23 protein-coding genes and 1 pseudogene are annotated in these 26684 nt (G+C 61.5%); 11 read left to right on the top strand and 13 right to left on the bottom strand.

The genetic code is table 11. The features are described from left to right. The first annotated feature begins 119 nt into the window (after window positions 1-119). A complete protein-coding gene (locus FHX15_RS09820; RefSeq protein ID WP_246778930.1) occupies window positions 120-1907 on the top strand; it encodes a heavy metal translocating P-type ATPase in 1788 nt (595 codons plus the stop codon). A 235-nt stretch (window positions 1908-2142) separates the two neighbouring features. Here the strand turns inward: FHX15_RS09820 and FHX15_RS31735 are convergent, their stop codons facing one another. From FHX15_RS31735 to lysA, 4 genes are all read right to left on the bottom strand, one after another. Beyond that, window positions 2143-2433 carry a DUF6881 domain-containing protein gene (locus FHX15_RS31735; protein WP_409527004.1) on the bottom strand — a complete coding sequence of 97 codons (291 nt, stop codon included), beginning with the start codon at window positions 2431-2433 and terminating at the stop codon, window positions 2143-2145. Between the two features lie 74 nt (window positions 2434-2507). Beyond that, window positions 2508-2981 (bottom strand): nucleoside deaminase, encoded by a 474-nt coding sequence (locus FHX15_RS09815; RefSeq protein ID WP_184396137.1) that lies wholly within the window; start codon window positions 2979-2981, stop codon window positions 2508-2510. Between the two features lie 489 nt (window positions 2982-3470). Next, complete coding sequence (locus FHX15_RS09810; protein ID WP_184396134.1) at window positions 3471-4307, bottom strand: universal stress protein; 837 nt, start codon at window positions 4305-4307, stop codon at window positions 3471-3473. Window positions 4308-4507: 200 nt separating this feature from the next. Then, window positions 4508-5770, bottom strand: a complete 1263-nt coding sequence (gene lysA / locus FHX15_RS09805) for a diaminopimelate decarboxylase (RefSeq protein WP_184396131.1) — start codon at window positions 5768-5770, stop codon at window positions 4508-4510. A 276-nt stretch (window positions 5771-6046) separates the two neighbouring features. Here lysA and FHX15_RS09800 point away from each other — a divergent pair. The 4 genes and pseudogenes from FHX15_RS09800 to fabI all read left to right on the top strand — a co-directional run bounded on the left by FHX15_RS09800 (window position 6047) and on the right by fabI (window position 11309). Continuing rightward, a pseudogene (locus FHX15_RS09800) lies at window positions 6047-8268 on the top strand (DUF3141 domain-containing protein). Between the two features lie 58 nt (window positions 8269-8326). After that, window positions 8327-9292: a phosphate acetyltransferase gene (locus tag FHX15_RS09795; RefSeq protein ID WP_184396128.1), complete on the top strand. Its 966-nt coding sequence runs from the start codon at window positions 8327-8329 to the stop codon at window positions 9290-9292. Window positions 9293-9296: 4 nt separating this feature from the next. After that, window positions 9297-10469, top strand: a complete 1173-nt coding sequence (locus tag FHX15_RS09790) for an acetate/propionate family kinase (protein ID WP_184396123.1) — start codon at window positions 9297-9299, stop codon at window positions 10467-10469. Window positions 10470-10526: 57 nt separating this feature from the next. Further along, window positions 10527-11309: an enoyl-ACP reductase FabI gene (gene fabI / locus FHX15_RS09785; protein WP_184396120.1), complete on the top strand. Its 783-nt coding sequence runs from the start codon at window positions 10527-10529 to the stop codon at window positions 11307-11309. Window positions 11310-11593: 284 nt separating this feature from the next. On the opposite strand, the gene FHX15_RS09780 is transcribed toward fabI, so the two are convergent. Together FHX15_RS09780 and FHX15_RS09775 are read right to left on the bottom strand one after the other, a co-directional pair. Continuing rightward, complete coding sequence (locus FHX15_RS09780; RefSeq protein ID WP_184396117.1) at window positions 11594-12940, bottom strand: GAF domain-containing protein; 1347 nt, start codon at window positions 12938-12940, stop codon at window positions 11594-11596. Further along, on the bottom strand, window positions 12937-13371 hold the full coding sequence (locus tag FHX15_RS09775) for a hypothetical protein (RefSeq protein WP_246778912.1): 435 nt from the start codon (window positions 13369-13371) through the stop codon (window positions 12937-12939). Before FHX15_RS09775 ends, FHX15_RS09780 begins: the two co-directional genes overlap by 4 nt. Before the next feature lie 208 nt (window positions 13372-13579). Between FHX15_RS09775 and FHX15_RS09770 the strand changes: the two genes are divergently transcribed. Further along, window positions 13580-14287: a hypothetical protein gene (locus tag FHX15_RS09770; RefSeq protein ID WP_184396111.1), complete on the top strand. Its 708-nt coding sequence runs from the start codon at window positions 13580-13582 to the stop codon at window positions 14285-14287. Window positions 14288-14976: 689 nt separating this feature from the next. Here FHX15_RS09770 and FHX15_RS09765 read toward each other — a convergent pair. From FHX15_RS09765 to gcvA, 3 genes are all read right to left on the bottom strand, one after another. Then, entirely contained in the window at window positions 14977-16113 is a 1137-nt protein-coding gene (locus FHX15_RS09765) for a hypothetical protein (protein WP_184396108.1), read from the bottom strand. A 209-nt stretch (window positions 16114-16322) separates the two neighbouring features. Then, entirely contained in the window at window positions 16323-16778 is a 456-nt protein-coding gene (locus FHX15_RS09760) for a hypothetical protein (RefSeq protein WP_184396105.1), read from the bottom strand. Between the two features lie 131 nt (window positions 16779-16909). Next, window positions 16910-17797 (bottom strand): transcriptional regulator GcvA, encoded by an 888-nt coding sequence (gene gcvA / locus FHX15_RS09755; RefSeq protein ID WP_184396102.1) that lies wholly within the window; start codon window positions 17795-17797, stop codon window positions 16910-16912. 137 nt (window positions 17798-17934) lie between these two features. Here gcvA and FHX15_RS09750 point away from each other — a divergent pair, with 137 nt between their 5' ends. After that, the gene (locus FHX15_RS09750) at window positions 17935-18201 is read left to right on the top strand and encodes a DUF1127 domain-containing protein (RefSeq protein ID WP_312861810.1); all 267 of its coding nucleotides are present in this window, start codon (window positions 17935-17937) and stop codon (window positions 18199-18201) included. Window positions 18202-18213: 12 nt separating this feature from the next. Next, window positions 18214-18666, top strand: a complete 453-nt coding sequence (locus FHX15_RS09745; RefSeq protein WP_184396100.1) for a VOC family protein — start codon at window positions 18214-18216, stop codon at window positions 18664-18666. Between the two features lie 136 nt (window positions 18667-18802). Here FHX15_RS09745 and FHX15_RS09740 read toward each other — a convergent pair whose 3' ends face one another. Both FHX15_RS09740 and FHX15_RS09735 read right to left on the bottom strand, forming a co-directional pair. Further along, window positions 18803-19807, bottom strand: a complete 1005-nt coding sequence (locus FHX15_RS09740; protein ID WP_184396097.1) for a hypothetical protein — start codon at window positions 19805-19807, stop codon at window positions 18803-18805. A 281-nt stretch (window positions 19808-20088) separates the two neighbouring features. Next, window positions 20089-20793, bottom strand: coding sequence for a DUF899 family protein (locus FHX15_RS09735; protein ID WP_184396094.1), 705 nt, complete (start codon window positions 20791-20793; stop codon window positions 20089-20091). A gap of 490 nt (window positions 20794-21283) precedes the next feature. Between FHX15_RS09735 and FHX15_RS09730 the strand changes: the two genes are divergently transcribed. Together FHX15_RS09730 and FHX15_RS09725 are read left to right on the top strand one after the other, a co-directional pair. Beyond that, window positions 21284-21430 (top strand): hypothetical protein, encoded by a 147-nt coding sequence (locus FHX15_RS09730; RefSeq protein ID WP_184396091.1) that lies wholly within the window; start codon window positions 21284-21286, stop codon window positions 21428-21430. Between the two features lie 319 nt (window positions 21431-21749). Further along, complete coding sequence (locus FHX15_RS09725; RefSeq protein ID WP_184396090.1) at window positions 21750-22373, top strand: cysteine hydrolase; 624 nt, start codon at window positions 21750-21752, stop codon at window positions 22371-22373. Between the two features lie 28 nt (window positions 22374-22401). Here the strand turns inward: FHX15_RS09725 and FHX15_RS09720 are convergent, their stop codons facing one another. After that, entirely contained in the window at window positions 22402-23835 is a 1434-nt protein-coding gene (locus FHX15_RS09720; protein ID WP_210290643.1) for an MFS transporter, read from the bottom strand. A 101-nt stretch (window positions 23836-23936) separates the two neighbouring features. Between FHX15_RS09720 and FHX15_RS09715 the strand changes: the two genes are divergently transcribed. Continuing rightward, window positions 23937-24551 carry a TetR/AcrR family transcriptional regulator gene (locus FHX15_RS09715; protein WP_184396088.1) on the top strand — a complete coding sequence of 205 codons (615 nt, stop codon included), beginning with the start codon at window positions 23937-23939 and terminating at the stop codon, window positions 24549-24551. 87 nt (window positions 24552-24638) lie between these two features. Here the strand turns inward: FHX15_RS09715 and FHX15_RS09710 are convergent, their stop codons facing one another. Then, a complete protein-coding gene (locus FHX15_RS09710; protein ID WP_184396086.1) occupies window positions 24639-26636 on the bottom strand; it encodes an ABC transporter ATP-binding protein/permease in 1998 nt (665 codons plus the stop codon). Window positions 26637-26684 lie beyond the last annotated feature (48 nt).

Genomic DNA, 26684 nt, shown 5'->3' with positions numbered 1-26684 from the left:
CGGAAAATGGGAGGCGTGCGGCCATGAGCGTTTTGGACGAGGCGAAAGCTCAGCCCCGAATTGGCGTTTCCGGCGAACCGCGCGCATGGGTGACTGACATCGGCTTGCAGTCGACGATCATGGCGGCGGCAGCGGTACTCGGTCTCGCGGGCGCTTTCTTCCTTTTCCTAATGGATTTCGGTGAGGCGAGCCGGCTTGCCCTAGCGGCAAGCACCGGTGTTGCCCTTGCCTTTCTGTTGCTCGACATCGTTGCCAAGCTCAGAAACGGCGATTTTGGTCTCGACCTGATCGCCGCGCTCGCCATGGGCTCAACCCTCTGGTTCGGCGAATATCTGGCTGGAGCGATTGTCGCTTTGATGTATGCCGGGGGCCAGTTTCTGGAAGCCTATGCTCATCGGCGCGCCGACGAAGGCATGTCGGCGCTCCTGGCGCAGGTGCCGCGAACGGCACTTCGCCTGCTGCAAGACCGGCTGGAGGAAGTTGCCATTCCGGATATTGCAGTGGGTGATGTCCTAATGATCCGCAGGGGCGATGTCGTGCCCGCAGATGGCATGTTGCTGTCGGAAAATGCATCGATCGATCAATCCGTCCTGACCGGCGAAGCCTTCCCGGTTCCCCTGTCGAAGGGCGCGCGGATCGAAAGCGGCGCGACGAATGCAGGAGATGCGGTCGAGATCAAGGTAGAGAGCCGCGCCGAAGACAGCACCTATTCCGGTATCGTCAAGCTAGTCGAGGCGTCCAGGCGCTCCAAGGCGCGCATTGCGCGCCTCGCCGACCGCTATGCGATCATTTTTCTCCTCCTGACGCTGGCAATCGCGGCCAGCGCCGCCATCCTGTCCGGCGACATGGCGCGCATCGTCGCGGTTCTGGTCGTCGCAACCCCCTGCCCCCTGATCCTTGCCGTTCCCGTCGCGCTCGCTGCCGGCACCTCAAAGGCGGCAAAGGCGGGCGTGCTGGTGAAGGGCGCAGGTCCGCTGGAGGTATTGGCGGACGCCTCTGTCGCGGTCTTCGACAAAACCGGCACGCTGACGGCGGGCGATCCGGAAGTCGTCTCGATCGACGCGCCCGAAGGCGCAGACAAGATCCTGCGTTTTGCCGCCTCGCTCGATCAGGCATCGTCGCATGTTGTCGGGCGGGCGATCGTCAAGGAGGCGCAGAGGCGTGGGCTCGCGCTGTCACGCCCCACTGAGGTATCGGAGCTTGCAGGCGCCGGCATTTCCGGGCTTGTCGACGGCATCAGGGTGAGCGTCGGCGGCGACAATTACTTCACGCCGGACGACGAGCCCTCCCGCGCCGCCGGCCAGAAAGGCGGAAAGAAAGGCCGGATGCAGGCAAAGGTCTTCCTCGACGGCCGGCTTGCCGGCGAAATCGGTTTCGAGGATCGGCTGCGCGGCGATGCCGTCGACCTCATCGGAAAGCTGCGCAAGCTCGGTTTCGGCCGGATCGTGCTTGCGAGCGGCGACGAGCGAAGTATCGCCGCCGCCATTGCCGGTTCCCTGTCGCTGGATGCGGTCGAGGCGCGGCTCTCCCCCGTCGAGAAGGTCCAGGTCATCACCAGGGAACGGGCGGCCGGAAGGGTGATGATGGTCGGCGACGGCGTCAACGACGCCCCGGCGCTCGCAGCCGCCGATGTCGGCATTGCCGTCGGCGCCACCAATCTGGCGGCCGCCGCCGAAGCCGCCGATATCGTCCTGATCCGTAGCGATCTGAACAGGATCGCCGTCGCAATCGAAATCGCCAGGCGTTCCCGCGCCATCGCCGTCCAAAGCATTCTCGCCGGCATCGGCCTTTCGCTCGTCGCCATGATCTTCGCCGGCGCCGGCTTCCTGCCGCCGGTCACGGGCGCCCTGCTGCAAGAGGCGATCGATGTGGCCGTGATCGTGAATGCGCTCAGGGCGCTGCGCTAGCCAGTCAACGCTGAACCGATCAAGCTAGGCGGCGTGGACAAATCTAAGCCAGTATCTGGCGGTGGTGAGGTGGACCATGTCGGCATCCGGTGTGCTGGGGTAGGTCGATCAAAACATCATACGCCTTACAATCCGCCGCTTCGCCAATAGTCAGCAGCAAGCCCTTCAAAAATGCGCCATTCTGCTTCGGTGGGATCGCCACGGCTCAAACCTGCCTCCAAAAGGGAGCCTTGAATCAATCCTTTCCGATAGCGTCAAGCCAGCACGTTTCAAAATCTGCCTTGGTGATCGCCTTGGCCTGAAATTGCGGGTCTAGGTTGATCTCATTCAAAGGAGGAACGGGAACCTTACCGAGCCGCGTTCCACTGATCTCTCCTGCGTCGGAAGCATAGCCTACCCGTCCGTCAGACCATATTTCGACCTTCCGAACCTCCTCCCGATCCGCGTCAAGCTCGCTCCAAAGGTCTGCCGGATCATCAGAAGATGAATGAAGCCAACGGACGCGAATGTAGGAATATTGAGACATAACCAGAGATTGGCCTCATGCCGCACCGACCGCAATACCGGCGTAAAAGCAACACTCAAATTTGACCACGCCGCCTAAGCCTTGCCCAGATGTTTCGGCCAGAATGCCTGATGGACCGCGGCGGCTTCCTCTTCGAGGTTCGTCGGTCCGTCAACGGTGACGATGCGCGCGCCGGTTTGCAGCACCGCTCGGCTCGGCACGTTCAATCCGATCCCGGCGATCTCGCCAAGCCGCACTTCGGAGCACGCAAACACCATATGCCCGATGCCCGACCAGTAGATCGCCCCGGAGCACATCGCGCACGGCTCCGTGCTGGTATAAAGCGTACAGTCGGCGAGATCAGCAGTGTCGTAATGCTGCGCCGCCAGTTTGACCAGGTTCAGTTCGGCGTGGTTCGTCATGTCGCGGCCGGTGAAGACAGTGTTTTCGGCGCGCAGGATGACCTCGCCGTCTTTCACCAGCACCGAGCCGAACGGTTCGTCGCCGTTTTCCATCGCAGATTTCGAAAGCGCGATCGCCTCACGCAAAAACGGCTCGTGGTTCTCCATCAACCTCTCCCCCGGAACGGCGCCATCTTGACTTGAACCCGCGGGATTTCCAAGAGGCTGCCAATGCGGTTCAAGCGGGCGGTCCGCGCGCCGCAGCCCGGCCCTCTTCTTTACCGCCCCCGGACCTTGGTCCGTATCGGACGGATGCGTTTGCGTGCATGATCTGGAGTTAGATCGCAACGCTGGGGAGGACACTGTGATCTACGAAGAACGGAATGTTGCCGACAGTCCGAAAGAACGGACGCGCTTGAGAAGGACGCGGCCGACGCCCTCAACAGGTATTACCGACGCCCGATCGCTATCTGGTTTTCCTGGCAGCCAGGTCGGGAGCCCAATACGATCGATCTGCGGGCCACTCCGCAGGTTCTAGCTTAAGCAGAGGACCCAGGACCAAGGCGAGTTCCGTGACTTTCAAAACGGGCTGGGGAGAAAGCAGGCCGCGATCCGTCCGATCGCGGCCTCTGATGTTGACCGCCTCGATCGTCCTGCTCAGTGGGCGAGGAACAACGGCAGCTGGCACTCCTCGATCATCCTTCGGGTGACGCCGCCAAACAGGCTCTGCTGCCATCTCGGATGGTTGTAGGCGCCCATGACGATCAGGTCCGCATTCATATCCACCGCATGCCTGACGATGATCTGGTCGGCGCTCTTGCCCTCGCCGGCAAGGCGATCGACCTGCACGTTGACGCCATGGCGGGCAAGGTAAGCCGCGATATCGGCACCCGGTTCCTCGCCGTTGACGCCCATGCGGGCATCCGGATCGACCATGGTCACATGCACGACCGCGGCCTTTTGCAGGAGATCGAGCGACTCGCGGGCGGCCCGCGCTGCCTCGTCGCTGGAATCCCATGCCAGTATCACGTTCCTTGGCGAGGTGATGCTTGCTTGTCGCCCGCGATTGATCACGATCGGTGTCGGCGTCTGGAAAAGCGCGCCGTCGAAGATCCGCTTCTTGAGGCCCGTATCACCCACCACGTCGGGCCCGAGCAGCACGACATCGGCATAAAGCGCCCGCTCGGCAAAATCCTGGTCGGCCCATGCATATTCCGTGTAGAGATCCTGAACCTCGAAGGAGAGATCGGTCTGCGAAAGCGCCTCCTTGATTTTTGCAGCCGTCTCGATGAGGTCATCGATCTGCCGCTGTCGCTGATCGATCCAGACGCTCGAGAGCGCGGCGTCATATTCCCCCAGCGTCGGCGGCGCGCCGATGGAAACGGCAAGTGCGGTCAGATGAGCGCGCTGGGCCACGCACAAGTCGATCGCGCCCTTCAGATCCTGCTCGAATTTGCTGCTCTTCAGGATGCTCAGAACTGTCTTGATGGCCATGATGGCTGCCTCCGTGATCGATTGCCACAATCCTAGCAGATCGACCCGATGCGGTATTTGACCCGCATCAAGATCGTCCATGCGCGGTCCCGGCGGATGCGCCACCCCCCTGCCTCCACCAGCTCGCGTCACAGTATACCTTTGCTGGCGGTCTGCGAAATACGCAACTGTAAATATATTGAGTCCTGTTGCCGGAACCGTCAGAGCGGCCCCGTATCGGCCTCGAGTTCGAGCAGCTGCTCGATCGACTGGCGCTTGCGGATGAGCGAGAGCTTGCCAGCATCCAGCATGACCTCGGGCGCAAGCGGCCGCGAATTGTAGTTTGACGACATTGTCGCGCCATAGGCGCCGGTGTCGCGCAGGATCGCGAAATCGCCCGTCTCAGGCAGCGGAAGATCGCGGAACTCGACAAAACCGCCGTCCTGCTGGGTGAAAACATCGCCCGCTTCGCAGAGCGGCCCGGCAACAGCGATCGGCGAGACCGGCCCGGCAACCGGCGCTCCCTCAGGCGTGACGAAGACGATATCGTGGTGGCTGCCATAGAGGATGGGGCGGGCGAGATCGTTGAAGCCCGCATCCACGAGCACGAAATGCTTGTCGGCCACTGTTTTGACGGCGCGAACTTCGGCGACGAGTACCCCGGCGTTGCCGACGAGATACCGGCCCGGCTCCAGTTCGAGGCGCAACGGCCCGCCGGTGATCTTTTCGGCCTCCTGGCGCGTCTTGTTCCACGCGTCATAATATTCGGCAATATCGATTTCCGGGTCGCCGTGCCGATAGGGAAGCGAGAGCCCGCCGCCGGCCGAGATTGCCTCGAGCGGCCGATTGGCGCGACGCACGGCATCGAGCATGCTGTGGCAGACGCGATGCAGGTGCCGGTAATCGACGCCCGAGCCGATATGCATGTGAAGGCCGATCAGGGTCAGCTCGTATTCGTCGACGAGACGCAGGCAGTCCTCGAATTCCTCATGCCAGATTCCATGCTTGCTCGATGGTCCGCCCGTATTGGTCTTGCGATTGTGACCATGGCCGAAGCCCGGATTGATGCGAAGCCAGACCGGATGGCCCCGCCCTGCCCGTCCAATCTGCCTGATCATGTCGGGCGATCCGCAATTGACGGGGATCCGCAGCGCGATGACGCGGGCGAGCGTTTCCTCGTCGATGATGTCGGCGGTGAAGACGATCTCATGCGCTTCCGTTCCCGGCACGTAGCCCGCCCGCAGAGCCCGTTCGATCTCGCCAAAGGACACGGCGTCGACTGCAACACCCATCGAGCGCAGGAGACGCAGGATATGCGTGTTGCTATTGGCCTTCTGGGCAAAGCGCACGCATTCGAACATCGACAATTGCCTGACCCGCTCGCGGATCGGCTCGGCCTCATAGAGCCAGAGCGGCGTGCCTACGGCCCGGGCGGAGGTCAGCGCCGCATCGATCAGCTCGGATCGCAGGAATTCTGGTCTCATCGGAAATTGTCTTCTGTCAGGAATAGCTGGCCCAGTGTTTATGACATTCCCGGCTGCCGAGAAACCACAATTTCCTTTGTGACATCTTGATGAATATCAAAGCTCGGAAGCTGTCAGAAAACGGCGCGTATCCTACCGTATAATACGTTGGCGCATTCTGAATTAAGTCTGTGAGCTCCCGCCGAGAGGTGAGCCAGGAGGTTTGGCATGTTTGGCGTGTGGTATCCTTCCAATCTCGCGAAGTTCGATCTTGCGACACAGTTCGGCCCCGCCGGTATGGCCCTCGATTATGTCAGGGACACTGCCCAGCGCAGCGTTCTTTTCTGGGACGTCATGCGAAAGCGCGGCAATCAATATCGGCTCAGTTCCGAAGCGATGGCTCCTCATGTGCTGAGTTTCACGCCCGAAATACTGCTCGACGGGCGCACGCTGGAGCGGCCCGTCAACTATGCGCTGGTGCGCATCGTCCCGCCCAAGGGCGTCGAGATCGACGAGACCCGCCGGCCTTTCGTCGTGGTCGATCCGCGCGCCGGTCACGGGCCTGGTATCGGTGGCTTCAAGGCCGATAGCGAAATCGGCGTGGCGCTTGCCGCCGGCCACCCCTGCTATTTCATCGGCTTCCTTCCGGAGCCGGTCAAAGGCCAGACGATCGAGGATATTGCGCTTGCCGAAGCGATCTTTCTGGAAAAGGTGATCGCGCTGCATCCGGACGCCGATGCCAAACCTTGCGTGATCGGCAACTGCCAGGCCGGCTGGGCCGTCATGATGCTCGCTGCCGTCCGCCCGGAACTCTTCGGCTCGATCATCATTGCCGGCGCACCCCTGTCCTACTGGGCGGGCGAACGCGGCAAATATCCGATGCGCTATACCGGCGGCCTGCTCGGCGGCTCCTGGCTGACGGCGTTAGCCGGCGATCTCGGCCACGGCAAGTTCGACGGAGCCTGGCTGGTGCAGAATTTCGAGAACCAGAACCCCGCCAATACGCTCTGGTCCAAACAGTACAACCCTCTATTCCAGGATCGATACAGAGGCACCGCGCTATCTCGGCTTCGAGCAATGGTGGGGCAACCACGTCAACCTCAATGCCGAGGAAATCCAGTTCATCGTCGACGAGCTTTTCGTCGGCAACAATCTCGCCGCCGGCCGTATAGAGACTTCGAAGGGAGAAGCCATCGATCTCAGGAACATCCGCGCGCCCGTCGTCGTCTTCTGCTCCAAAGGCGACAACATCACCCCGCCCGCCCAGGCGCTCGGCTGGATCACCGATCTCTATGACAGCGTCAACGAAATCCGCTCGCACGGGCAGACGATCGTCTACACGGTGCACGAGAAGGTCGGCCATCTCGGCATCTTCGTCTCCGCCGGCGTCGCCCGCAAGGAACATGGGGAATTCTCCAGCAATATTGACCTGATCGACGCGCTGCCGCCCGGCCTCTATGAAGCGATCTTCGAAGCCAAGACCGACGCGACCGTCGGCGGCGATCTCGTCGAGGGCGACTGGATCATGCGCTGCGAGGAAAGGACGCTCGACGATATCCGCGCGCTCGGCTGCAACAATGCCGCAGATGACAGGCGCTTTGCTACGGTGGCAAAAGTCTCGGAAAATCAACCTGTCGCTCTACCGCACCTTCGTCCAGCCCTGGGTCCGCGCGATGGTGCCGGAACAGGCGGCCGAGCAGATGCGACAACTCCATCCGCTAAGGCTGCAATATGAGCTGCTCTCAGACCTTAACCCCCTGATGGCGCCGATTGCCGATCTTGCCGTCAGCGTAGAGGAAGAGCGCCATCCCGCGGCGGAGAACAATCCGTTCGTCGCCCTGGAGCAGATCGCCTCGCGCCAGATCGTGGCCGGGCTCGACGCATGGCGCGACGCGATCGAAGCGATGAGCGAGGCGACGTTCCTCGCCGTCTATGGATCGCCGTTCCTGCAAGCCGCCGTCGGCATCGATCCGGCGAGCGACAAGCCGCACCGGCGCGCAAGCAAGACCGCGTTGCATGCACAGGTGCTGAAAGCCAGGATCGAGGAACTGAAAGCGGCGATGAACAGGGGCGGCCTGCACGAAGGCATGGCGCGCAGCCTGCTCTATGTCGCCATGGCAAGTGGCGCAGCCGACGAGCGCGGCTTTGCCGCCATCCGCCGCATGCGCCGCTCCGAGGGCGGCATGCCGAAAATGACGCTTGCCGAATTCAAGGCGCTGATCCGCGACCAGTTCCTCATGCTCGTGATCGATGAACAGGCCGCCGTCGATGCGATCCCGCGTTTGCTGCCGGCGGATGAGGAAGAGCGCCGTCGTGCGCTGTCGGCGCTTCAAGGGGTCGTGAGCGCCCGCGGCGCCCTGTCCGGCAAGGCCGAGGAACGCTGGCAGAATATCGTCGGCCTCTTCAACGTTTCCGAAGCGCCGCCCGCAGCGCCTCTAGCGCCAGTCGCAGAGCCGGCAGCGGCGGAAAGCCCAAGCGCCAGCCCCAGGCCGATCAAGGCCATCAGGCGCGTGAAATAGCCTCCTATATCGCCTGACGCGGAGCATTTGAACGCATCGTTGAAGAGGGAGAAAGCACATGCCGGATTGGGAAAACCCGGGCGAAACCGGAAGGCACGAGAAATATGAACGGCTCATCGCCAAGGCCAGGCTGGCGCCCGAGATGACGACCGTCGTCGCCCACCCCTGCGACGAGTCATCGTTGCGCGGCGCGGTCGAAGCGGCCGAAACCGGGCTGATGCGTCCGATCCTCGTCGGCCCGGTTCAAAAGATGCGGACCGTTGCAGCGGCGCATGGCTTCGATATCTCGCCTTTCGAACTGGTCGACGCCCCGCATAGCGATGCCTCGGCCGCAAGGGCCGTCGAGATCATCCGCGAGGGCCGCGCCGAACTCCTGATGAAAGGCAGTCTTCACACGGATGAGCTGATGCGCGCAGTAACCTCTTCGGCGACCGGCCTGCGCACCGCACGGCGCATCAGCCATGTCTTCGTCATGGACGTGCCGCATCATGCCGAAACGCTGTTCATCACCGATGCCGCGATCAACATCGCCCCCGACCTCGATGCTAAGCGCGACATCATCCAGAACGCCATCGATCTCTTCATCGCAGTCGGCCTCGGCACGCCGCGCGTGGCGATCCTTTCGGCGGTCGAAACGGTGACCTCGAAAATCCCCTCGACGATCGAAGCGGCAGCGCTCTGCAAGATGGCCGAGCGCGGCCAGATAACGGGCGGCATTCTCGATGGCCCGCTCGCCTTCGACAATGCGATCGATCCGGAAGCCGCGCGCATCAAGGGCATCAAGTCCGAGGTCGCCGGCCATGCGCAGATCCTCGTCGTTCCCAATCTCGAATCCGGCAATATGCTGGCAAAGAACCTCACCTTTCTGGCGAGGGCCGATGCCGCCGGCCTGGTGCTCGGCGCGCGTGTGCCGATCATCCTGACGTCGCGGGCCGACAGCGTGCGGGCTCGCCTCGCCTCCTGCGCCGTCGGCGTCCTCTTCGCCGAAGCCCGCCGCAATAACGCGCCGATCCAAGGTGGTTAATGCCATGGACACGATCCTCGTCGTCAATGCCGGCTCCTCCAGCCTGAAATTCGAGGTCTTCGCCGCGGCAGACCTGCTGACGCGGCTCGTCAAGGGAAAGATGGAAGGCATCAGCACTGCGCCGCACCTGACCATCAAGAGCGCCGGCGGCGACCGGCTTGCAGATGAAGCCTATCCGCACGAGACCGTCCCGGATCTCCTGGCGGCGATGCGGCTCGTCGGACAATGGCTGCGCGAGAGACACCAGGGGCAGCTGATCGCTGTCGGCCACAGGGTCGTTCATGGCGGCCCCGACCATATGCGCCCTGTACGTATCGACGAAGAGATTCTCCGGGAACTGGAGCGCTACACGCCGCTTGCGCCGCTGCATCAGCCGAACAATCTCGCTCCGATCCGCGCGATCATGGAGCACCAGCCGCAACTCGCCCAGGTCGCCTGTTTCGACACCGCCTTCCATCGCGGCCATGACCCGATGACCGATCACTACGCCATTCCCGCCCATTATTTCGCCGAGGGCGTGCGGCGCTACGGCTTTCATGGCCTGTCCTACGAATATGTCGCCGGCAAGCTCGCCGAGGTCGCACCTATGACCGGCAAGGGGCGGGTCATCGTTGCGCATCTTGGGAGCGGCGCCTCGCTATGCGCACTCCATCAGGGAAAGAGCGTGGAGAGCACATTGGGCTTCACGGCGCTCGATGGCCTGCCGATGGGCACGCGCTGCGGGCAAATCGATCCCGGCGTGCTTCTCTACCTCCTGCAGGAGCGCGGCATGACGCCGGCTGAGCTGCAGGATCTTCTTTACAAGGAATCCGGCCTCAAAGGACTTTCGGGCGTCAGCAACGACGTGCGCGATCTCCTGGCAAGCGAAGCCCCGGGTGCCGCACTCGCGCTCGACCATTTCGTCCACCGCATCGGCTTCAACACCGGCGCGCTGGCCGCGGTGCTGGGCGGGCTCGATGCCTTCGTCTTCACCGCCGGCGTCGGGGAGAATTCGCCCGTCATGCGCGAGCGCATCACCAAGAAGCTTGCCTGGCTGGGCGCCAGGCTCGATCCCAGACGAAACGCTGCCGGCGAGCTGCTGATCTCGAGCGACGACAGCAGGATCGCCCTCTATTCTGTGCCGACCGACGAGGAATTGATGATCGCCCGGCACACATTCGCACTGATTACCGCGTGAGACGGCCCACAGCGCTATTGGGCCGGCAGGATCTTTTGACCGAACAGAGGGCTGACGATGATTCCGGATGTGAAGGCGAAACTTCTCGAAGGCAAGCGCGGGCTGGTGGTCGGCATCGCCAATGACCAGTCGATCGCCTGGGGCTGTGCCAGGGCCTTCCGCGCGCTCGGCGCCGAACTCGCCGTGACCTATCTCAACGACAAGGCCAAGCCCTATGTCCAGCCGCTGGCCGACGAGCTGGAAGCGCCGATCTTCCTGCCACTCGACGTGTCAATGCCTGGCCAGCTGGAGGCGGTCTTCGATCGTATTTCCGAACACTGGGGCGAACTGGATTTCCTCGTCCACTCGATCGCCTTTTCACCGAAGGACACGCTGCAGGGCCGCGTCGTCGATGTGCCGCATGACGGTTTCCTGAAGACGATGGACATTTCCTGCTGGTCATTCATCCGCATGGCCCATCTTGCCGAACCGCTGATGAAACGCGGCGGCACACTCTTCACCATGACCTATTACGGCAGCCAGATGGTAGTGAAGAACTACAACATCATGGGCGTCGCAAAGGCCGCCCTCGAAAGCGCGGTGCGCTACATCGCCGCCGAACTCGGCCCCAAAGGCATCCGCGTCCACGCCATCTCCCCCGGCCCGCTGGCGACACGCGCCGCCTCGGGCATTCCGGAATTCGACGAGCTGTTGAACAAGGCGCAGGAGACGGCGCCGACGCGCAGCCTCGTCTCGATCGACGATGTCGGCATGGCGACGGCGTTCCTGGCGCATGATGCGGCGCGGCTGATTACGGGTGATACGATTTATATCGATGGTGGGTATCACATTATCGATTAGGTCACTGGTGGGTGGCGTCGGGTCGGAGTTCCACCTGTGTCACACCAGGCCGACAGATCCTCAGGCAGGATTAACCATACGGCACGACCTCACTCTGCACGACCTCGCTTGGGGCACCCGCGCCCACACCAAACTCCCGTCATTCCTGTGCTTGTCACAGGAATGACGGAGAATGGAGGGACGCGCCGCCTCTTCAGCACCGCACTCCAGGTAAGCAAGCCTCCGCGAAAAGCGGCCATTAGAAATACGCACATCGGGCCGGCGAACGCCGAAACTCACCACCCTCACTCCTCCACCACCTCGATCTCCGGCCACCCGGCGAGCGTCAGCCGCAGGCGGCCACGGTCGGCGCGTTCGAGCGTGATCGGGCCTGCCTTTTCCTCCAGCCGCCGGCGCAACAGGATCAGCCTCGTTTCCAGATTGTCCTTGAAGTCGGGTAGCTGCAGGCGCCGGTCGCGGCGGATCTCGCGGTTCTGAAAATCCTGTTTGCCGGTGCGCACATAGTCTTCGAGGAAATGCAGGAGCAGCCGCCCCGGCACCCCGCGAATCAGATAGTCGTCATCGATGAAGAGCGAGCCGTCTCGCGGATAGAAGCGCACGGTGATGCGCCGTCCGGCGGGCACGCTGCCGGTCTGGCCGGCGGGAGGCTCCGCCTTTTCCCGCCCGTTCGTCTCCGCCCGCTCGCGTTCCTCGGACAGGAAGGAGAGCGCGGTGGCCAAATGCGCCGCGATGACGATCAGCGCCTCCTCGTCGCGGTGGCGGAAGGTGAACCGCTCGGTCGATTCCGAAAACAGCACGCCAACAAGCCTGCCCCGCGCCACAAGCGGCAGCGCGATCTGACTGAGCGGCTTGTCGAGAGCCGGAAGCGGGATCGGCGCCGCATCCTCGACGCCGGCCATCGCCCGCACCGCCTCAATGTAGCGCTGGCCGCGGCTGAGATCGGTGATCCGCACGTTGCGCCGCCGCTCGGCCGCAAGCCCGATAATGCCGCGCCCGGCCGGAACCTCGGCGCCGAAACCGAACTGGTCGTAGCCTCGGCTGGCGATCGTCGTCAGCCCGCCGCGTTCGCCATCCGGCACCAGCACCATGGAATGGCTGTAGCCGAAGAGCTCGCCCAGGCCTTCGAGCGTGGCGTCGAGCAGCGTTTCGGGATCGCCGCAATCCGACATCCGTGCAGTCAGCCGCGCTACCTTGCCCATCAGGTCGGGCAGGAAGAGCGGCTCTGGCTCGACCAGCGGATGGGCGGCTGGCACGGCCCGGCAGTCCTCCACCCGATAGATATCGACGGCGCGCAGCTTCATGATACCGCTCATCCGGCTTTCCAGGATCGCCAGATGGATCGCCACCCGCTCGAATGTCTCGCCCTCCGTCTCGGACCGCTCGAATACCAGGTCCAGCACGTGCTGCTGACCGCTGTAGCCATCGACCACCATCACGGTCGCAAGCCCGTTACGCGCCACATTGGTAGCGGTCTTGGAGAAAAACTGGTTGGAGAGCGCAACATGCGCCTCGTCGACGTAATGCACGTGCGAGAGATAGGAAATATTGGGCATTCCCTCGGCATCGGTGGTGGCGATGACGGAGGGAATGACGCCTTCGAAACTGTCCCGCAGCCTTTCGAGCGGAATCATGCGGTTGCTTCCGGCGTCAGCCTGCGCCCCGCGCCCGGCCCCGGCGTCTGCTCGAAGATCGCCTGCGGCTCGATCGTCAGGCAGACGAGGTCCTGGTCCGACAGCGTGCTGGAGAGCTGCATGCGGGTGACCCCGAGCGCCATCATGCGGGCGAGCTGTTCTGCGACATAGGCCTCTCCCCGTGCCCGCTGGGCCTCATCGGCCGTCCCTGCCTCCACGATCCGGCCCTTGATCTGGCAGGCCTTGTAATCGGTCGCCCGCACATAAGTCGTGGCAATCGGCCGGCCGGCCCGCGCCTCGCCAACGGCTCTCGGCCACTGGCTGCGGGAGGCGAGAAAATGCAGATGCCCGCTCTGCCGGTCGACGCGCACGCCCGAACCGCGGCCGATCATCGGCCGGCCGGCCTCGTCACGCGTCGCAAACAATATCATGACGGGACTTTCTATGAAGTCTGTGAGTTCCGGCCCGAGCAATGCTTTTCCCCCATGGCGGCCGATGATATTTATTTAGGATATTCTTAGCAATCGTCTCACTTGCTTAGGATGGTTTTAGGAAGCGTCTCGCAAAGGCCTCGGCTATCTCCTGCTCATCAGCCCGGCGCACATAAGGAGGCGCCGGCCGACGAGAGGAAAAACCATCATGAGCCATGAATTCTCGCTTGCCAGCATCCCCGATCTCAACGGCCGTTACGACATTTACGGCGCCATACACAAGGGCCTGCGCAAGGCCGGCTGCGACCTGCTCGGACGCCTCGGCACGGCCGATTTCCAGAATGTCGAAGAGACGGTCTTCCTGATCGACGACCTGCGCCATTATCTGATGCTTGCCGCCTCCCACGTGATGCACGAGGACGACAACATCCATGTGGCGCTCGCAGAAAAGGGCGTGTCGACCGTCACGCTGGACGAGCAGCACGACGACCACCGCACTGCCTTCCGCGAGTTGGAAGAACTTGTTGTCGACTGGGAAAAGGCCTGGCCGCTGCACAAGGCCGCCTGCGGGCGCAAGCTCTATCTCGCCTTTGCCGCCTATATCGCCGATGACTTCGCGCATATGCACGAGGAGGAGGCGGTCACCGGCCCTCTCCTGTGGCGCCACTTCAACGACCAGGAGATCTTCGGCATCGAGATGAACATCATCGGCTCCCTGCCGCCGGAAAAGAGCATGGCCTTCATGCGCATCATGATCCCTGCGATCAATCCGGCGGAGCGTGCCGCACTTCTCGGCGCCATGAAGAAGGATGCGCCGCCGGAAATCTTCCAGGCCGTCATCGACTTCGCCGTCCGTCCGGGGCTGTCGGCCGGCGATTTCGCCAAGCTTGCAGACGCGCTGAAGCTGGCCGCCTGAACGGCAGCAAGTGTGCGCCGGTGAAGACTGCTGCGGGCGGAGGACCGGGGGGCTCCGCCCGCAGCATCGCCGAAAATGTCTGGAAAAAAACCATGTGCAAACCAAACAGCGAGGCCGGCATCGCGGCCGCTTGTCCGCGCCGGGGCGACTGTCGCGGCTGCCCACATTTTACGTTCCGAGATGGCGAGGCAGAGGATCGGAGGGAAACGGCGCCGCAATCTCCCGACGCGAGCAAGGCCCTTCGACGCCCTGCTGCATAACGATCGCAGGCGCGCGGCACAATGCGGCGACGCTCTTGGTCCGAAGATTCCGATCAGAACCTCAGTGCATCCCGCCGATGCATAGCCGCCGTCCACCAGGATGCCTGACCTGTGGCGAATGCCGCCTCCGCACTAGCCAGCCAAGTCACGGCGCCGGCAATATCATCCGGATGGCCGATGCCGGCATGCGGCCCGGCGGTTTGCTGCATCCGGGACATGATGGCGATGCGGCTGACGCCGGATTATTGCACCACCATCGTCGGCTCATCCGTCTATTTCGAAAACAATCCGACGCCGAAGGTGCCGGCCGATCTTGCCGCTCACGGCTACATCTTGACGACGTTCTGGACATTTATCGATTTCATCACGGGAGCAAGGATGACCGACGTCAGCGTGAGGTTCTGCGCAGCTGAGGCGGCTATCCCGCTGTTACTGTGCCCCTACAAATCCCCAGGAGGCTGGATCGAGATATTCATGAGGCGGCTGCATTTCATCCATGTGCACAGGCCGACGCGTTAACGACACGATCCTAAATATCTCGCCGTCACCCCAACCAGACCAATGGTTGTCTATGAGCGGGATACCGTCCGAGGTCAGGCATTGCCACAGGCCCGCGTCGGCCGAGTCGGGCTGCCGGTCAAACCACGCGCAGTCCTCGCCGAGCAGGCGCTCCTGTTTTCCCATGTCGGCCATTCCATAGACCCCATCGAACCTACGGAAGAATTGACCTGGGTTCGCCAAAGAGCGGACGCCTCTGAACTCGCGTTGCCCCTTGGACAAGGAATATTGAAGACCTTGGTCTTCGCGTTCGTTCCAGACTGTGATCAGAATGAATCCATCCTCCCGACTGCGCTGTCGGAGCCACCAGGGATAATGCCGTAAAAGCCTCTCTTCGGATCTGTCGCTGACCAGCCTAGCATCAAAGTCGGGAGCGTTCGGCGTGTAATCCTCATAGCCCGACAACGGCTTCAGCCAGTTGCTGGCTGTGAAGAGCTGTAAGGGCGGTCGTATCGCCGTCTCGGGCACGGGGCCGCGCTGCAGCTCGACCAGCCGCGTCTCGGATGTCACCTCACCTCGGGAGAGGAGCACTTTCGTGGCGACCTCGATCCCATCACCGGTCAGGCAACTCAAATAGAAAGGCCCCGAAAATCCCTTCTGTGGCTTTCCCCGAATGAACTCACGCCAACGACACTGTTCACCGCCCACCGTCTCCACATCGTCGATTTCCTTCACTTCCCTGATGCCATAATAATCTTGGGACGGCTCGACCTGGCGAACCATAAACGACGTGATCTCTCCATCCTTCCTGTTCGCGGTCAAAATCACGTTCTTGAAGAAATGTCCGTAATAGACATCAGTTTCATCGCCTCTTTCCTCTTCGATATGGGTCCAGCCATTGTGATGCTGGACGATCCGCTGGCGCCCCCCCTCCTTCGAATAGTTCTCATGCACGATCATTCTTGCGGTGTAATCGGGCACGTCAGGACTGGTAAAAAACGGAATCTCGCTCGCACGCGCGGAGCCGGCCGCAATCGCAATGACGGAAAAAACAATCAATCTCTTCATCGATGCCCCTCGCCCACATGGCTTCAACAGCTATAGGTGGTAATATGGCAAAACGGGAGATTGAGTTCGAAATATTGGCGCAATGGCCTTTCTGACTCTCGTCAGCATACTGCATCGCCGGCCCGAAAATCGGAATGATTTTCGGAAAATCCAATGCGTAGATTCAAAGAGTTAGAGCGTCCTTTGCGCGCCCGTGGACGCAAGGCGCTCTAGCAGTTCGGGCGCAACTGTGCGGACGAATCCGATTCGGGAAGTCCCGACGCCGCACCGGTGCCGGACATGCCGTTACAATCGGGCGTTCCGCGGCCCATTCCATTGCCGGTGCCGGAGGGACCGCGCACGCCCGGATTGGTCGTATCGGGATCGGGGACCGTGCTGTTGGTGCTGTTCATATCCGGCGACATCGTATTGCCGATGCCTGTTCCGGTATCAGCACCGGCGCCACCGACGCCACTGGGATTGGTCAGACCGCTGCCGGACGCGCCACGAGCACCGCCTGCGCCACCGGCGCCAGGGACGAGCAGAACGCCGCCGGAACCGCTACCCGCGCCGGCTGCGCCGCCTCCGGTACCGCCTGCGCCACCGCCGACGCCTGTTGACTGCGCCATCGCGGAGGTGGCTAGCCCGATGGAAAGAGCGGATACTGTGATGAGCTTCAGAAGCATGAAAACCTCCATGTGCTTCAAGAGTCATCCGGCAAAACTTGGGGCTCGGCTCGAGGTTCCGTTCTCACGCATAAGTTTTGGCTTTGTCGATAAGCGGGTGCTGACGCGCGGAGGCCGCATCTGTCGCTGCCTTATCCGTCCGCCATTTCGCTGAACAGCCAATCCCGAAATGCCTTGACCTTCCTCTGGCGCAGCGCCCCCTCGGGATAAACGACGTAATATTTCCATCTGGACTTCAGGCCGAGGTCGAAGGGGCGTATCAGGCGCCCTGCAGCAAGGTCGGCCGAAACGAGCGCGCTTCTGCCGAGCAGCACGCCCTCGCCCTGCACGGCAGCCTCGACCGCGTAAGCGGCGGAATCGAACCTCAAGCCGCCGCTGGGATCGATATCGTCAAGGCCGGCGGCCTGGAGCCAGGTCGCCCAGTCGATGCGGAAATTGTCATGGATGAGCCGGTGAAACTTCAGATCGGCCGGCGACCGCAGAGGATGTTCGCCCTCGACCAGTTCCGGACTGCAGACGGCAAAGACCTCCTCGTCGGCAAGGAACTCCGAGACGACGCCCTCATAGTCGCCGGCGCCGAAGCGGATCGCGATATCGATCCCGTCCCGCAGGAAATCCGCAAACAGGCCTGAGGTCGAGAGCCGCACGTCGATGTCGCGGTGCGCGCGGTGGAAGCGATTGAGCCGCGGCACGAGCCAGCGGCCGGCAAAACCGTCCGATGTGCTGACATTGAGAATACCGGACGAGCGCGGCGCCGAGGCGACGACCGTCGCTGCGCCGATCCGATCGAGCGCGGCGCCGATATCGGCAGCATAAGCGGCCCCAGTCGGCGTGAGCTGGACAGACCGGGTTCCTCTCTGGAAGAGCCGCGTGCCGAGCTGCTCTTCCAGATTGCGGATCGCCCGGCTGATGGCCCCATGCGTCACATGGAGTTCGGCCGCGGCCTTCGTAAAGCTCAGGTGGCGGGCCGCAGCATCGAAAGCGGGAAGCGTGGTGAGCGGAGGAAGTCGGCGTGCCATCGTTTTACCTGTGAGTACTACTCACAAATACTGCAGGAATATTCGGTTGTCGTCCAGCCTCAATCAGCGCAACTTCGCCTTATCAGACAGGCCATTCGGCCTCTGACAGAACGAATCGAAGCAAGACGGAGGTTCCTGTGACCATCTCTCATACGTACGACGAAGCACGCGGCTGCATCGCGCCGATATCTCTACGCCGGCCCATTGCAGACATGGCAGGATTCATCGCCGCGGTCGGCGGACGAACCGCACGCCTGTTTGCAGCCCTGCGGCAGCAATGGACGATGCGGCAGATTGCCCGTTTTTCCGATCACCGGCTGCGCGACATCGGCTTCGAGCGCGATTGGGACGGGTCCATAAACCGGATGCAGGACCGGCCGGCAGCGGCTCGCTGCGGTTATTGAGGGAGAAGCGAAATGAAGATCTATCCCCATCTATGGTTCGCATCGCAGGCCGAGGAAGCGATGGAGTTTTACACGTCCATCTTCAAGGACTCGAAGGTCGGCGGCCGTATCGAACTTCCCGATCCCGAATTGTCGGTCGTCCGCTTCGAGTTGACCGGCCTGCCGGTCGCCGCTCTCAACGCCCACTCGCGCGTACCCTATAACGAGGCCTTTTCGTTCCTGATCGAGACCGGCGACCAAGCTGAGACCGACTATTACTGGAATGCCCTGACATCAGGTGGCGGCAAGGAACAGCCGTGCGGATGGCTGACGGACAAATTCGGTGTCTACTGGCAAGTCAGTCCGACGGCCTTGCTGCAGATGGTCGCCGATCCGGACAAGGAGAAGGCAGGGCGCGTCCTGCAGGCAATGTACAAGATGAAGAAAATCGTTATCGCCGATCTTGAGCGCGCCTATCGCGGGTAGAGAGTAATTCCAGCAAAAGTGCGTAGCGATTTTGGGAGTTATTCTGAACTCCGATTGGTCGTCAAAGCTCACACTGGCGCCGAGGCAGGAAAAGGCTGTTAGGGAAAACGACATGGTGAGGTGGCTGAGGCTCGCGTCAGTTTGACGCTGCTTCACAGAGGGGCACCGGACGCGGCGGCGGTGCGGGATGATTTTTAGTGTACTGGACGATAATCGGCTCGAGTTTCTCCTTCGCCCAGAAAGCAGGAGAGCCGATGTCCTTCAGGCAGGAAGAGTTCCAATACAGTCCGCTGCGGGCGGGAGATTGACCCGCTGCGACAGATTGCGAGACCGCCCTGATATCGCGGGACTCTGGATAGATGTAGAGTGTCGTCGGATTGTCTTTCACCATCGACAGAACCTGTGGCGTTTCTGCCGGCGACCAGCTGGTGCAGCCATCGCTGCGTCCGCCCGCATAGGTCACTAGCTTTCCAAGCGGAACGAAACCGTCACGATCGGCATAGGTACTTTCGGGCTTTTTCTGCATGCATATCCCCGAAACAAGGGCTGCAGCATGCCCACCAATCGCCCGCTGTCTGGCATTCGCCGTCTCCCCAATGCCGTCGAACTGCACGAATGATCGGGTGAGGACCGCTTCTCGATCGGCGGTTGTTCGGTAGTAGCCTCTGAAGGTCGTCTTGATCTCGCTCGTCAAATACGCTCCTCCGGCGGTAAGGTTGGAATCCAGCGCATTGCCGAAGTTTTTTGCGCATTTCCGGTCGTTCGAAAAGTTCACGACGCCCGGCAGATTGCGACCGCCGCCATGGCCGGCGGAGATCACGCGAAACGAATGTTCTGCCTCGCAGATCATGTAGAACCGCCCGCCCGATTGCCCGTTGCTCAGGTCGTTCGGCCGCGTTGCGTCCATGGCGAAATAGCAGGCGTTCTTCACTTTGCCTTCTGCGATTTGCGAGAGGTAAAGCGCCCGCGCACGCTCCAGCACCGGGCGCGCAATCTCGCCATTTCCTTCGCCGACGTGCTCCACGAGCCAGTCAGGGATCGGCGAGCTATGTTCTGCTGCGGATGCCTGCGCGGAAATCGATACCGCAATCGACAAGGAAAGAAGGCTGGCAAAGCCGGCGAGCGAGCACCCTTTGGGCACGGCACATTCTCCTGAAATCTGCACGACGCCTTTTATCGTCGAGGGAAAGTCATGATAAACTTTACACACGCTCATCCATTGTGGTTGAGAAAGACTTAACAGCGCAGTTCCAGCCGTATCGCGACGTCTTGTCAGCATCAGAAGCCGTCGATGCTATCGGTGCCTCCGAAATGTGCCATCGCGCGCATTTTCTCGCATGCGATGGCACTTCGGATTTTTGGGCGTCGATCAATGAATATGTCCGCCGAGTTCCGCTTCTGTCAGGCTGATAGCGCGTGAGCTCAGTAATTGAGCTTCGGGTACCAGTCCGTGCCGCGGCCGGCCGGCGTCATGTCCAGAATATTCCAGAGTGGTGCGATATCGACTGCGCCCCTGGGATCCTGGCCGGGGTCCGCCGCTTCGGCCGGCATCTCGCCATTGTAGAAGACGCGGACATCTCTCCCGTCCTTCTGGTAGACCGTGAACCCCGGATTTTCAGATCCGTTGTCGTTGAGGAGACCCAGGTCTCGGGCATAGTCGTCGCCAACGGTCTGGATAAAATCAAGGTTACGCCAGCCGCGTTCGATAGCGAAGGCGCGTTGCCGTGCCACCGGGCTGCGACCGATGATCTTGAAAGCGACCCGTTGCTTGATGTCCGCGCCGTTTCCGTTCGCTCCGCCGAGAAAGTTCGTGCACATGGGACACGGCCGTTCGCGCTGCGGGCCGAACATCCAGAAGTACGTTACAAGGGTATCATGATGCCCGAATAGGTCTACCAAGCCGACTTCGCTGCCGTTCTCGTCCCTGAAGCGATAGTTCTTCTCAACAACGGGGCCCGGAGGCAGGCGCCGGCGCTGCTCCGCAAGCCTGGTGAGATGTCGCCTGACTTCGATTTCCTCTGCAAGCAGGGCCGTCCTCGCCTCGGCGTATTGCGGAGTTTCGTTCGTGAACTTGCTCACACGTTTCGCGGCCAGTTCCTTCGCGGGTCTCAATTCGCTCATGTCCATGTGTTCGCTCCCTGGATCTATTCCGACCGTCTCACGATGCGACCGCCATTCGGCCATCTCATGCTTGTTGTCGGAAGTTGACGGGCGCGCATGATGGTTTTCCGCGCCCTCACTTGAAATAGACGTACGAGCCGATCCGTTCTCGACAAGAGCGTAATGTTTTTTTGGTTCAGCTCCGGTTGCCTAAAATTCAACCTTCTACCTGCAGGCATCCAGCTCCTCAACACGCCGTCACTGTCTTAAGTCCAACCTTGATCCTGGAGCCTTCGAGATGGACGACGGCCCTACGCCGTCAATCCGGACAAGGAAAAGGCGGAGCGGTTTTGCAGGCAATGTAAAAGATGAAAAAGATCGGTATCACCGACCTCGAGCGTGCTATCGCGGGTAGAGCAATTCGAGCAAAAGTGCGTAACGGTTTTGCGTCTAAACAAAGAGATAGAGCATTTTCGTAGTTCGGACGGAAATGCTCTGATTCGCGAGAGCGTGATCAATGGCAGTGCGCCGCGGGGCCCACGCGCCTTTCGATCACCGGCAGACGTCGATGGTCGATCGACAGAATATCGATGAGGTCGACGAGTTTGAACTGATGTTCGACGCCGCCGACATCGATACGAACCCGGCCGCCACTGATGTGTAAGCCCACGGCGACAAAGTTTCTTTCTTCACCCTCGTCCAATACGGAGACTATAAACAGAGGACCCTCCCTCTTTCGTTTATACCTATTGATAGAGCAGATCAGTGAATACTTTATTATTAGAAACCGATAATAGATATATTCGATACATTGCTATAATTCAATGCGCAGCCCCTCAGACATGCGCCGTTGTTCGGATGCGCCAATCACGGGACCGCACCCAAAAGCGCTCGCGTCTGGATCGCGGCAATTGCACCGCCCGCTGTTCAAATGCATGGCCATGTCCTACTAAGGGCGGTCACTATTGTCAGGGATAGCGCCGATGACGATACCCACGACACTGGCAGACTGGCTCTCTGCCGACCGAGCCGCTTTGCTGGTCTACGACATGCAGGTCGGGATTTACAGGCAGGTTCCGGGCGCGGAAGAAACCGCCCGCCGCATCGCCGAAATCGTTGCCGCCGCCAGACGCGCCGGAATGCGGATTGCCTTCTGCCGCCATCTTTCGCTGCCCAAACCCTGGATGGGGCTGTTTGCTACGCGCATGGCGATGGCATGGCAGCGCACCGACGATCCGGACGCCGTGAAACCCTGGTTCCTGCGCGACAGCGAAGCGGTCCAGATCATTCCGGAACTCCCCCCGCGGGAGCAGGATTTCGTCTTCGACAAGCTCGGCATGTCGGCTTTCGAGGGAACACCGCTGGAACTCGCGATGCGCGATGCCGGCCTTTCAGCGCTTGCCATCTGCGGCATTGCGATGGAAATCGGCATCGAACCGACCTGCCGCCATGCCGCCGACCTCGGCATCGTGCCGATCCTGATCGAAGACGCGTGCGGCTATGGGGATGCCGAGGCCGCCAAACGCTCCATCGACGGGTTGCGCTTCATGGGTGACGCCATCCTGACGAATACGCAGGAATTCCTGTCGGCAGTCGCTCGTCCGTAGCCGCGCCGGCCCGGACATCTTTGGGGCTTTACTGCGATTGCCGCGGTCGGATCAGCGCTGCCACGGCTATAGCCGTGGCGGTGACGCCACCCGCTGCGCAAAGCCAAAAGGCAAGACGTACGCCGCTCGCCAGATCGCCGGCGGACATCTTGCCCTCTGCGAAACCGGCATGGGCGTTGGCAAAGCCAACAAGGACGGCAAGACCAACTGCGTTGCCTATGTTCATCGTCGTGGACGCCATCCCTGATGCAACGCCCTGTTCGCGATCCGGTACTCCGGAACCGGCGATGATCCACATTGCGGTCCACACGACGCCCTGACCGATCCCCGAGACGAGCAGACCGGGAACGATGGCTGCGTAGCTGCTTTCAGGCCATGCCCCGCTCACCATGATAATGGTGCCCGCCGCCCCTACCAGCATTCCCGCGATCAATGTCGATCGCGCCGAAAAGCGTGACGCATAGCGCTCGCCGATTTGAGTGCCGGCAGCAATGGCAAGCGAGGGAACCAGGAAAGCAAGACCCGTCTCTGAGGCTGTGAAATGGTGGATATCCTGAAACAGCACTGTCAGAAAATACGGCAGCGCCCCAAACGTACCCATGTAGAGAAAGGTGATGGCCATGCTTGCCACCAGCATGCGATTGCCAAACAGCCTGAGAGGCATCAGTGGATCGCGACTTTGCGACTCGATGATCATGAACGCCAGCAGAAGAAGCGCCGATAGAGCGAAGGACCACAGAATCGGTGCGGCATTCCATCCGAACACCGGTCCCTGGACGAGTGCGAACACCAGCAGAGTGGCGCCTCCGGTAACCGCCAGCGCTCCCGGCAAGTCGAAGGAGCGGCCATGAGACACGCGCGGATCTCGCGGGATGACGAAAAAGGCTGCGACGATTGCAATCAAGGCAAGGAAAACATTGACGAAAAACACCGACGGCCAGCCAAAAGCGCTCGTTAGAAAACCGCCGGCAAGCGATCCAATCGTAAGACCGCTGGCACCGGCCCCTCCCCAGACCGCCAGAGCCCGGTTACGCGCCGCGCCCTCCGCAAACAGCCGGTTGACGAGCGAAAGCGTGGCAGGAAAGAGAAAAGCGCCGCCAATGCCTTGGATAGCTCGCGCTGCGATGATGACCGCGGGCACCCGAGCCAATCCCCCCACCAATGAGGATGCCGCATAGAGCCCGAGCGCCGTGATGAACAGCCGGCGTTGGCCGATAAGGTCCGCCGCACGTCCGCCGAATAGCAGAAAACCGCCGCAAAAGACCGTGTAGGCACTGACGACCCACTGCAGCGTCTGACCCGAAAAGTTGAGGCCTTCGCCGATCTTGGGCAAAGCGACGAAGACGATGTTGATATCGAGCGAGATGATCAACTGTGCAAATGCGAGGAGCGCGAGCGCAGCCGCCCGGTTGAAATTTGCCGTGCCGGTTCCGACCGATGATCTTTCTGCAATGTGGTCCATTTATCCTCTCCGTCAATTCTTTGTCGATCAACAAACAATGTGAGGCTTGCGTAGCCGAGTCAAGGCCATTATTTGTTGAGTGACAAAGATTGAGGTCGAAGATGGCAGGAAGGCCGCGGGAATTTGATCGCGACGAGGCGCTGGCCAAAGCCCGCGACCTCTTCTGGGAGCGAGGCTACGAAGGCGTCTCGATGGCCGATCTCGTCGAAGCCATGGGCATCGCTTCGGCGCGCATCTACGCCGCTTTCGAATCGAAAGAGGCATTGTTCCAGGAAGCGGTCACACTGTATGCCTCCGGCGAGGGTGGATTTGCCACTCGTGCGCTGGCTGAAGAACCGAATGTTCTCGATGCCTTCAAGCGGCTTCTGCGGGATGCGGTCCTGCTTTATACGCGTCCAAATCACCCGCATGGCTGCATGATCGTGATGGCGGCCACCAACTATACGATCAATAGCCAAGCCGTTCGCACGCGGCTCGGCCGATACCGGCGGGACCGCGCTGGATCCCTACACGAGCGTCTGAAAAAGGCGTCGGAGACAGGCGAGTTGAAATCTGATGCCGACCCCTGCGCGCTGGCCGAATTCTACGCTGCTTTTCTCCACGGCTTGTCGGTGCAGGCGGCCGACGGGGTGCCAAGAGAGATCCTGCTGTCTACATTGCCTCACGCTCTACTGCCGTTGAAGAGCGCCATGTCCGTGAAGGCTGACAGTCTCTGAACCGATTGCAGCCCGCATCACATATTGTCGATAGTCCGTTTTCCCAGCAAGCGGAGGCTGTTGCCCGCCGGACGCCAGGAGAGATTCTCATTTTTTCTCCTGCGAGGTCGCCATATTGCCGGAGCGCACGCCGCCCGTCGGCCGGCTGTCCAGTAGACGTGACAGCACATTGCGCTTCCTCCTGCGCGGGATGAGATCGATATCGCTCACCAGCTTTGCGCCGCCCTCACGCCGCTCCAATATAATCTTGCGGCTGTGGTAGGCTTCGAGCTCGGCGCGGTGCGCAACGCTGATGATGGTGACTTCGGGCAATTCGCGGATCACCATTTCCATCATCTTGTCCTGGCTCTTTTCATCGAGGGCGGAGGTCGCCTCGTCGAGCACGATGATGTCGGGATGGTGCAGAAGCAGCCGCGCAAAGGCGAGCCGCTGCTTTTCGCCGCCTGACAGGATTTGGTCCCATGGCGCCTCTTCCTCGAGCTTCACGTCGAGATAATTGAGCCCGACCTTGTCGAGCGCCGCCTTGATCTCCTCCAACGGCCAGCCGTCTGCGGCATTGGGATAGGCGACGGCGCGGCGCAGCGTGCCCGACGGAATGTAGGGCCGCTGCGGCAGCATGAACAACCGCCTGTCGGGATGGAAATCGACGCTGCCATGGCCCCAGGGCCAGAGGCCTGAAATGGCGCGCACCAGCGTGCTCTTGCCCGAGCCGGATTCGCCGGCGACGAGCACCCGCTCGCCGGGCTCGATCTCCACCCGGGTCTCCTTGACCACGGCCGTGCCGTCGTCGAGCGACACGGCGAGATCGTTGAGGCTCAGCATCGCCTCGCCTTTCGTTTCGCCATGCTGGATGCGCCCCAGGGCGTCGCTCTGTTCGGCGCGCTCCAGCCCGTCAAGCGACATCATCAGCGAAGCGACGCGCCGCGCACAGGCATTCCAGTCGGCAAGCCGCGGATAATTGTCGACCAGCCATCCGAAAGCGGTCTGAACGATGGCGAAGGCCGACGCTGCCTGCATAACCTCTCCGAGCGACATGTTGCCTTCGAGAAACTTGGGGGCGCAGAGCAGGACGGGCACGACAGGCGCGACCAGCATCGATCCATGCGACACGAAGGTCGTGCGCATATGCTGGCGGGCAAGCAGCGCCCATTGCCTCAAGACATTGCTGAACGTTTTGTCGAGGTCGCTGCGCTCTTCCTCTTCACCGCCGAGCAGCGCAATGCTCTCACCATTTTCGCGCACATGCGTCAACGTATAGCGAAATTCGGCCTCCACCTGGTTCTTGACCTCGGAAACCCGAACGAAATGACGGCCGATGACGGCAATCGTGGTCGAGGTGATGAGGGCGTAGAGCACCGCCGTGACGACCAGGAAGCCTGGAATGGTGACGGTCATGTCGCCGATCGGCAGGCTCAATGCTCCGCCGATCGTCCACAGAACCACGATGAACGTCGAGGCCGACAGGAAGGCCGAGATGACGCCGGCAATGAAATCGACGGGCGATTCCGTGGCGATCCGCATATCCTCGGATATGCGCGCCTCGGGATTCCTGTGATCGCCGCCGATGAGGTTCAGCTGATAATAACGGCCGTTTGCCAACCAGCGAGCAATTAGCGCGGTCGTCAGCCAGCGTCGCCACCGCCGCTGGATCATCATGCGGACATAGACCTGCGTGGTAACGAGGACGACGCTTCCGGCCACGAGCGGCAGAAAGACGGCGCTGAGATAATAGACAGTGCCGGCGTCGTGCCGCTCTATGGCGTCGAAAATTTTGCGGTTCCAGAGATTGATCCCATACTGGAAGCCGACATTGGCGCCGATAAGAACGAGCAGTGCGATGGTGCACGGCCACGCCCAACCATCGCCGCCGCGGCCCCAGTAACCCCGAGCGCTGATCCAAAACCGCCGCAGCAGATATTTCTTGCGCACCCGCTCAGCCTCCTCGGGCGTGAGCGTCGGATCGGGTTCGATAACGTCTGGCGGCGGCGCGGCCTCGGCAGCCGCCACCTTCCCCCTGCGCGTCTCCTCGGCACCATCGGCTTTGGCGCCGTCGACCGATGTCGAATGGGTTTTAGCGTCGGTCATGACAGCGACAACGGATGACAAATCGAAAGGTTTCACAGGCGGGTGGCG

Origin of the sequence: Rhizobium sp. BK650 (assembly GCF_014195325.1) — a bacterium.
Lineage (GTDB): Bacteria > Pseudomonadota > Alphaproteobacteria > Rhizobiales > Rhizobiaceae > Rhizobium.
This window is presented reverse-complemented; position numbering and strand designations above follow the sequence as displayed.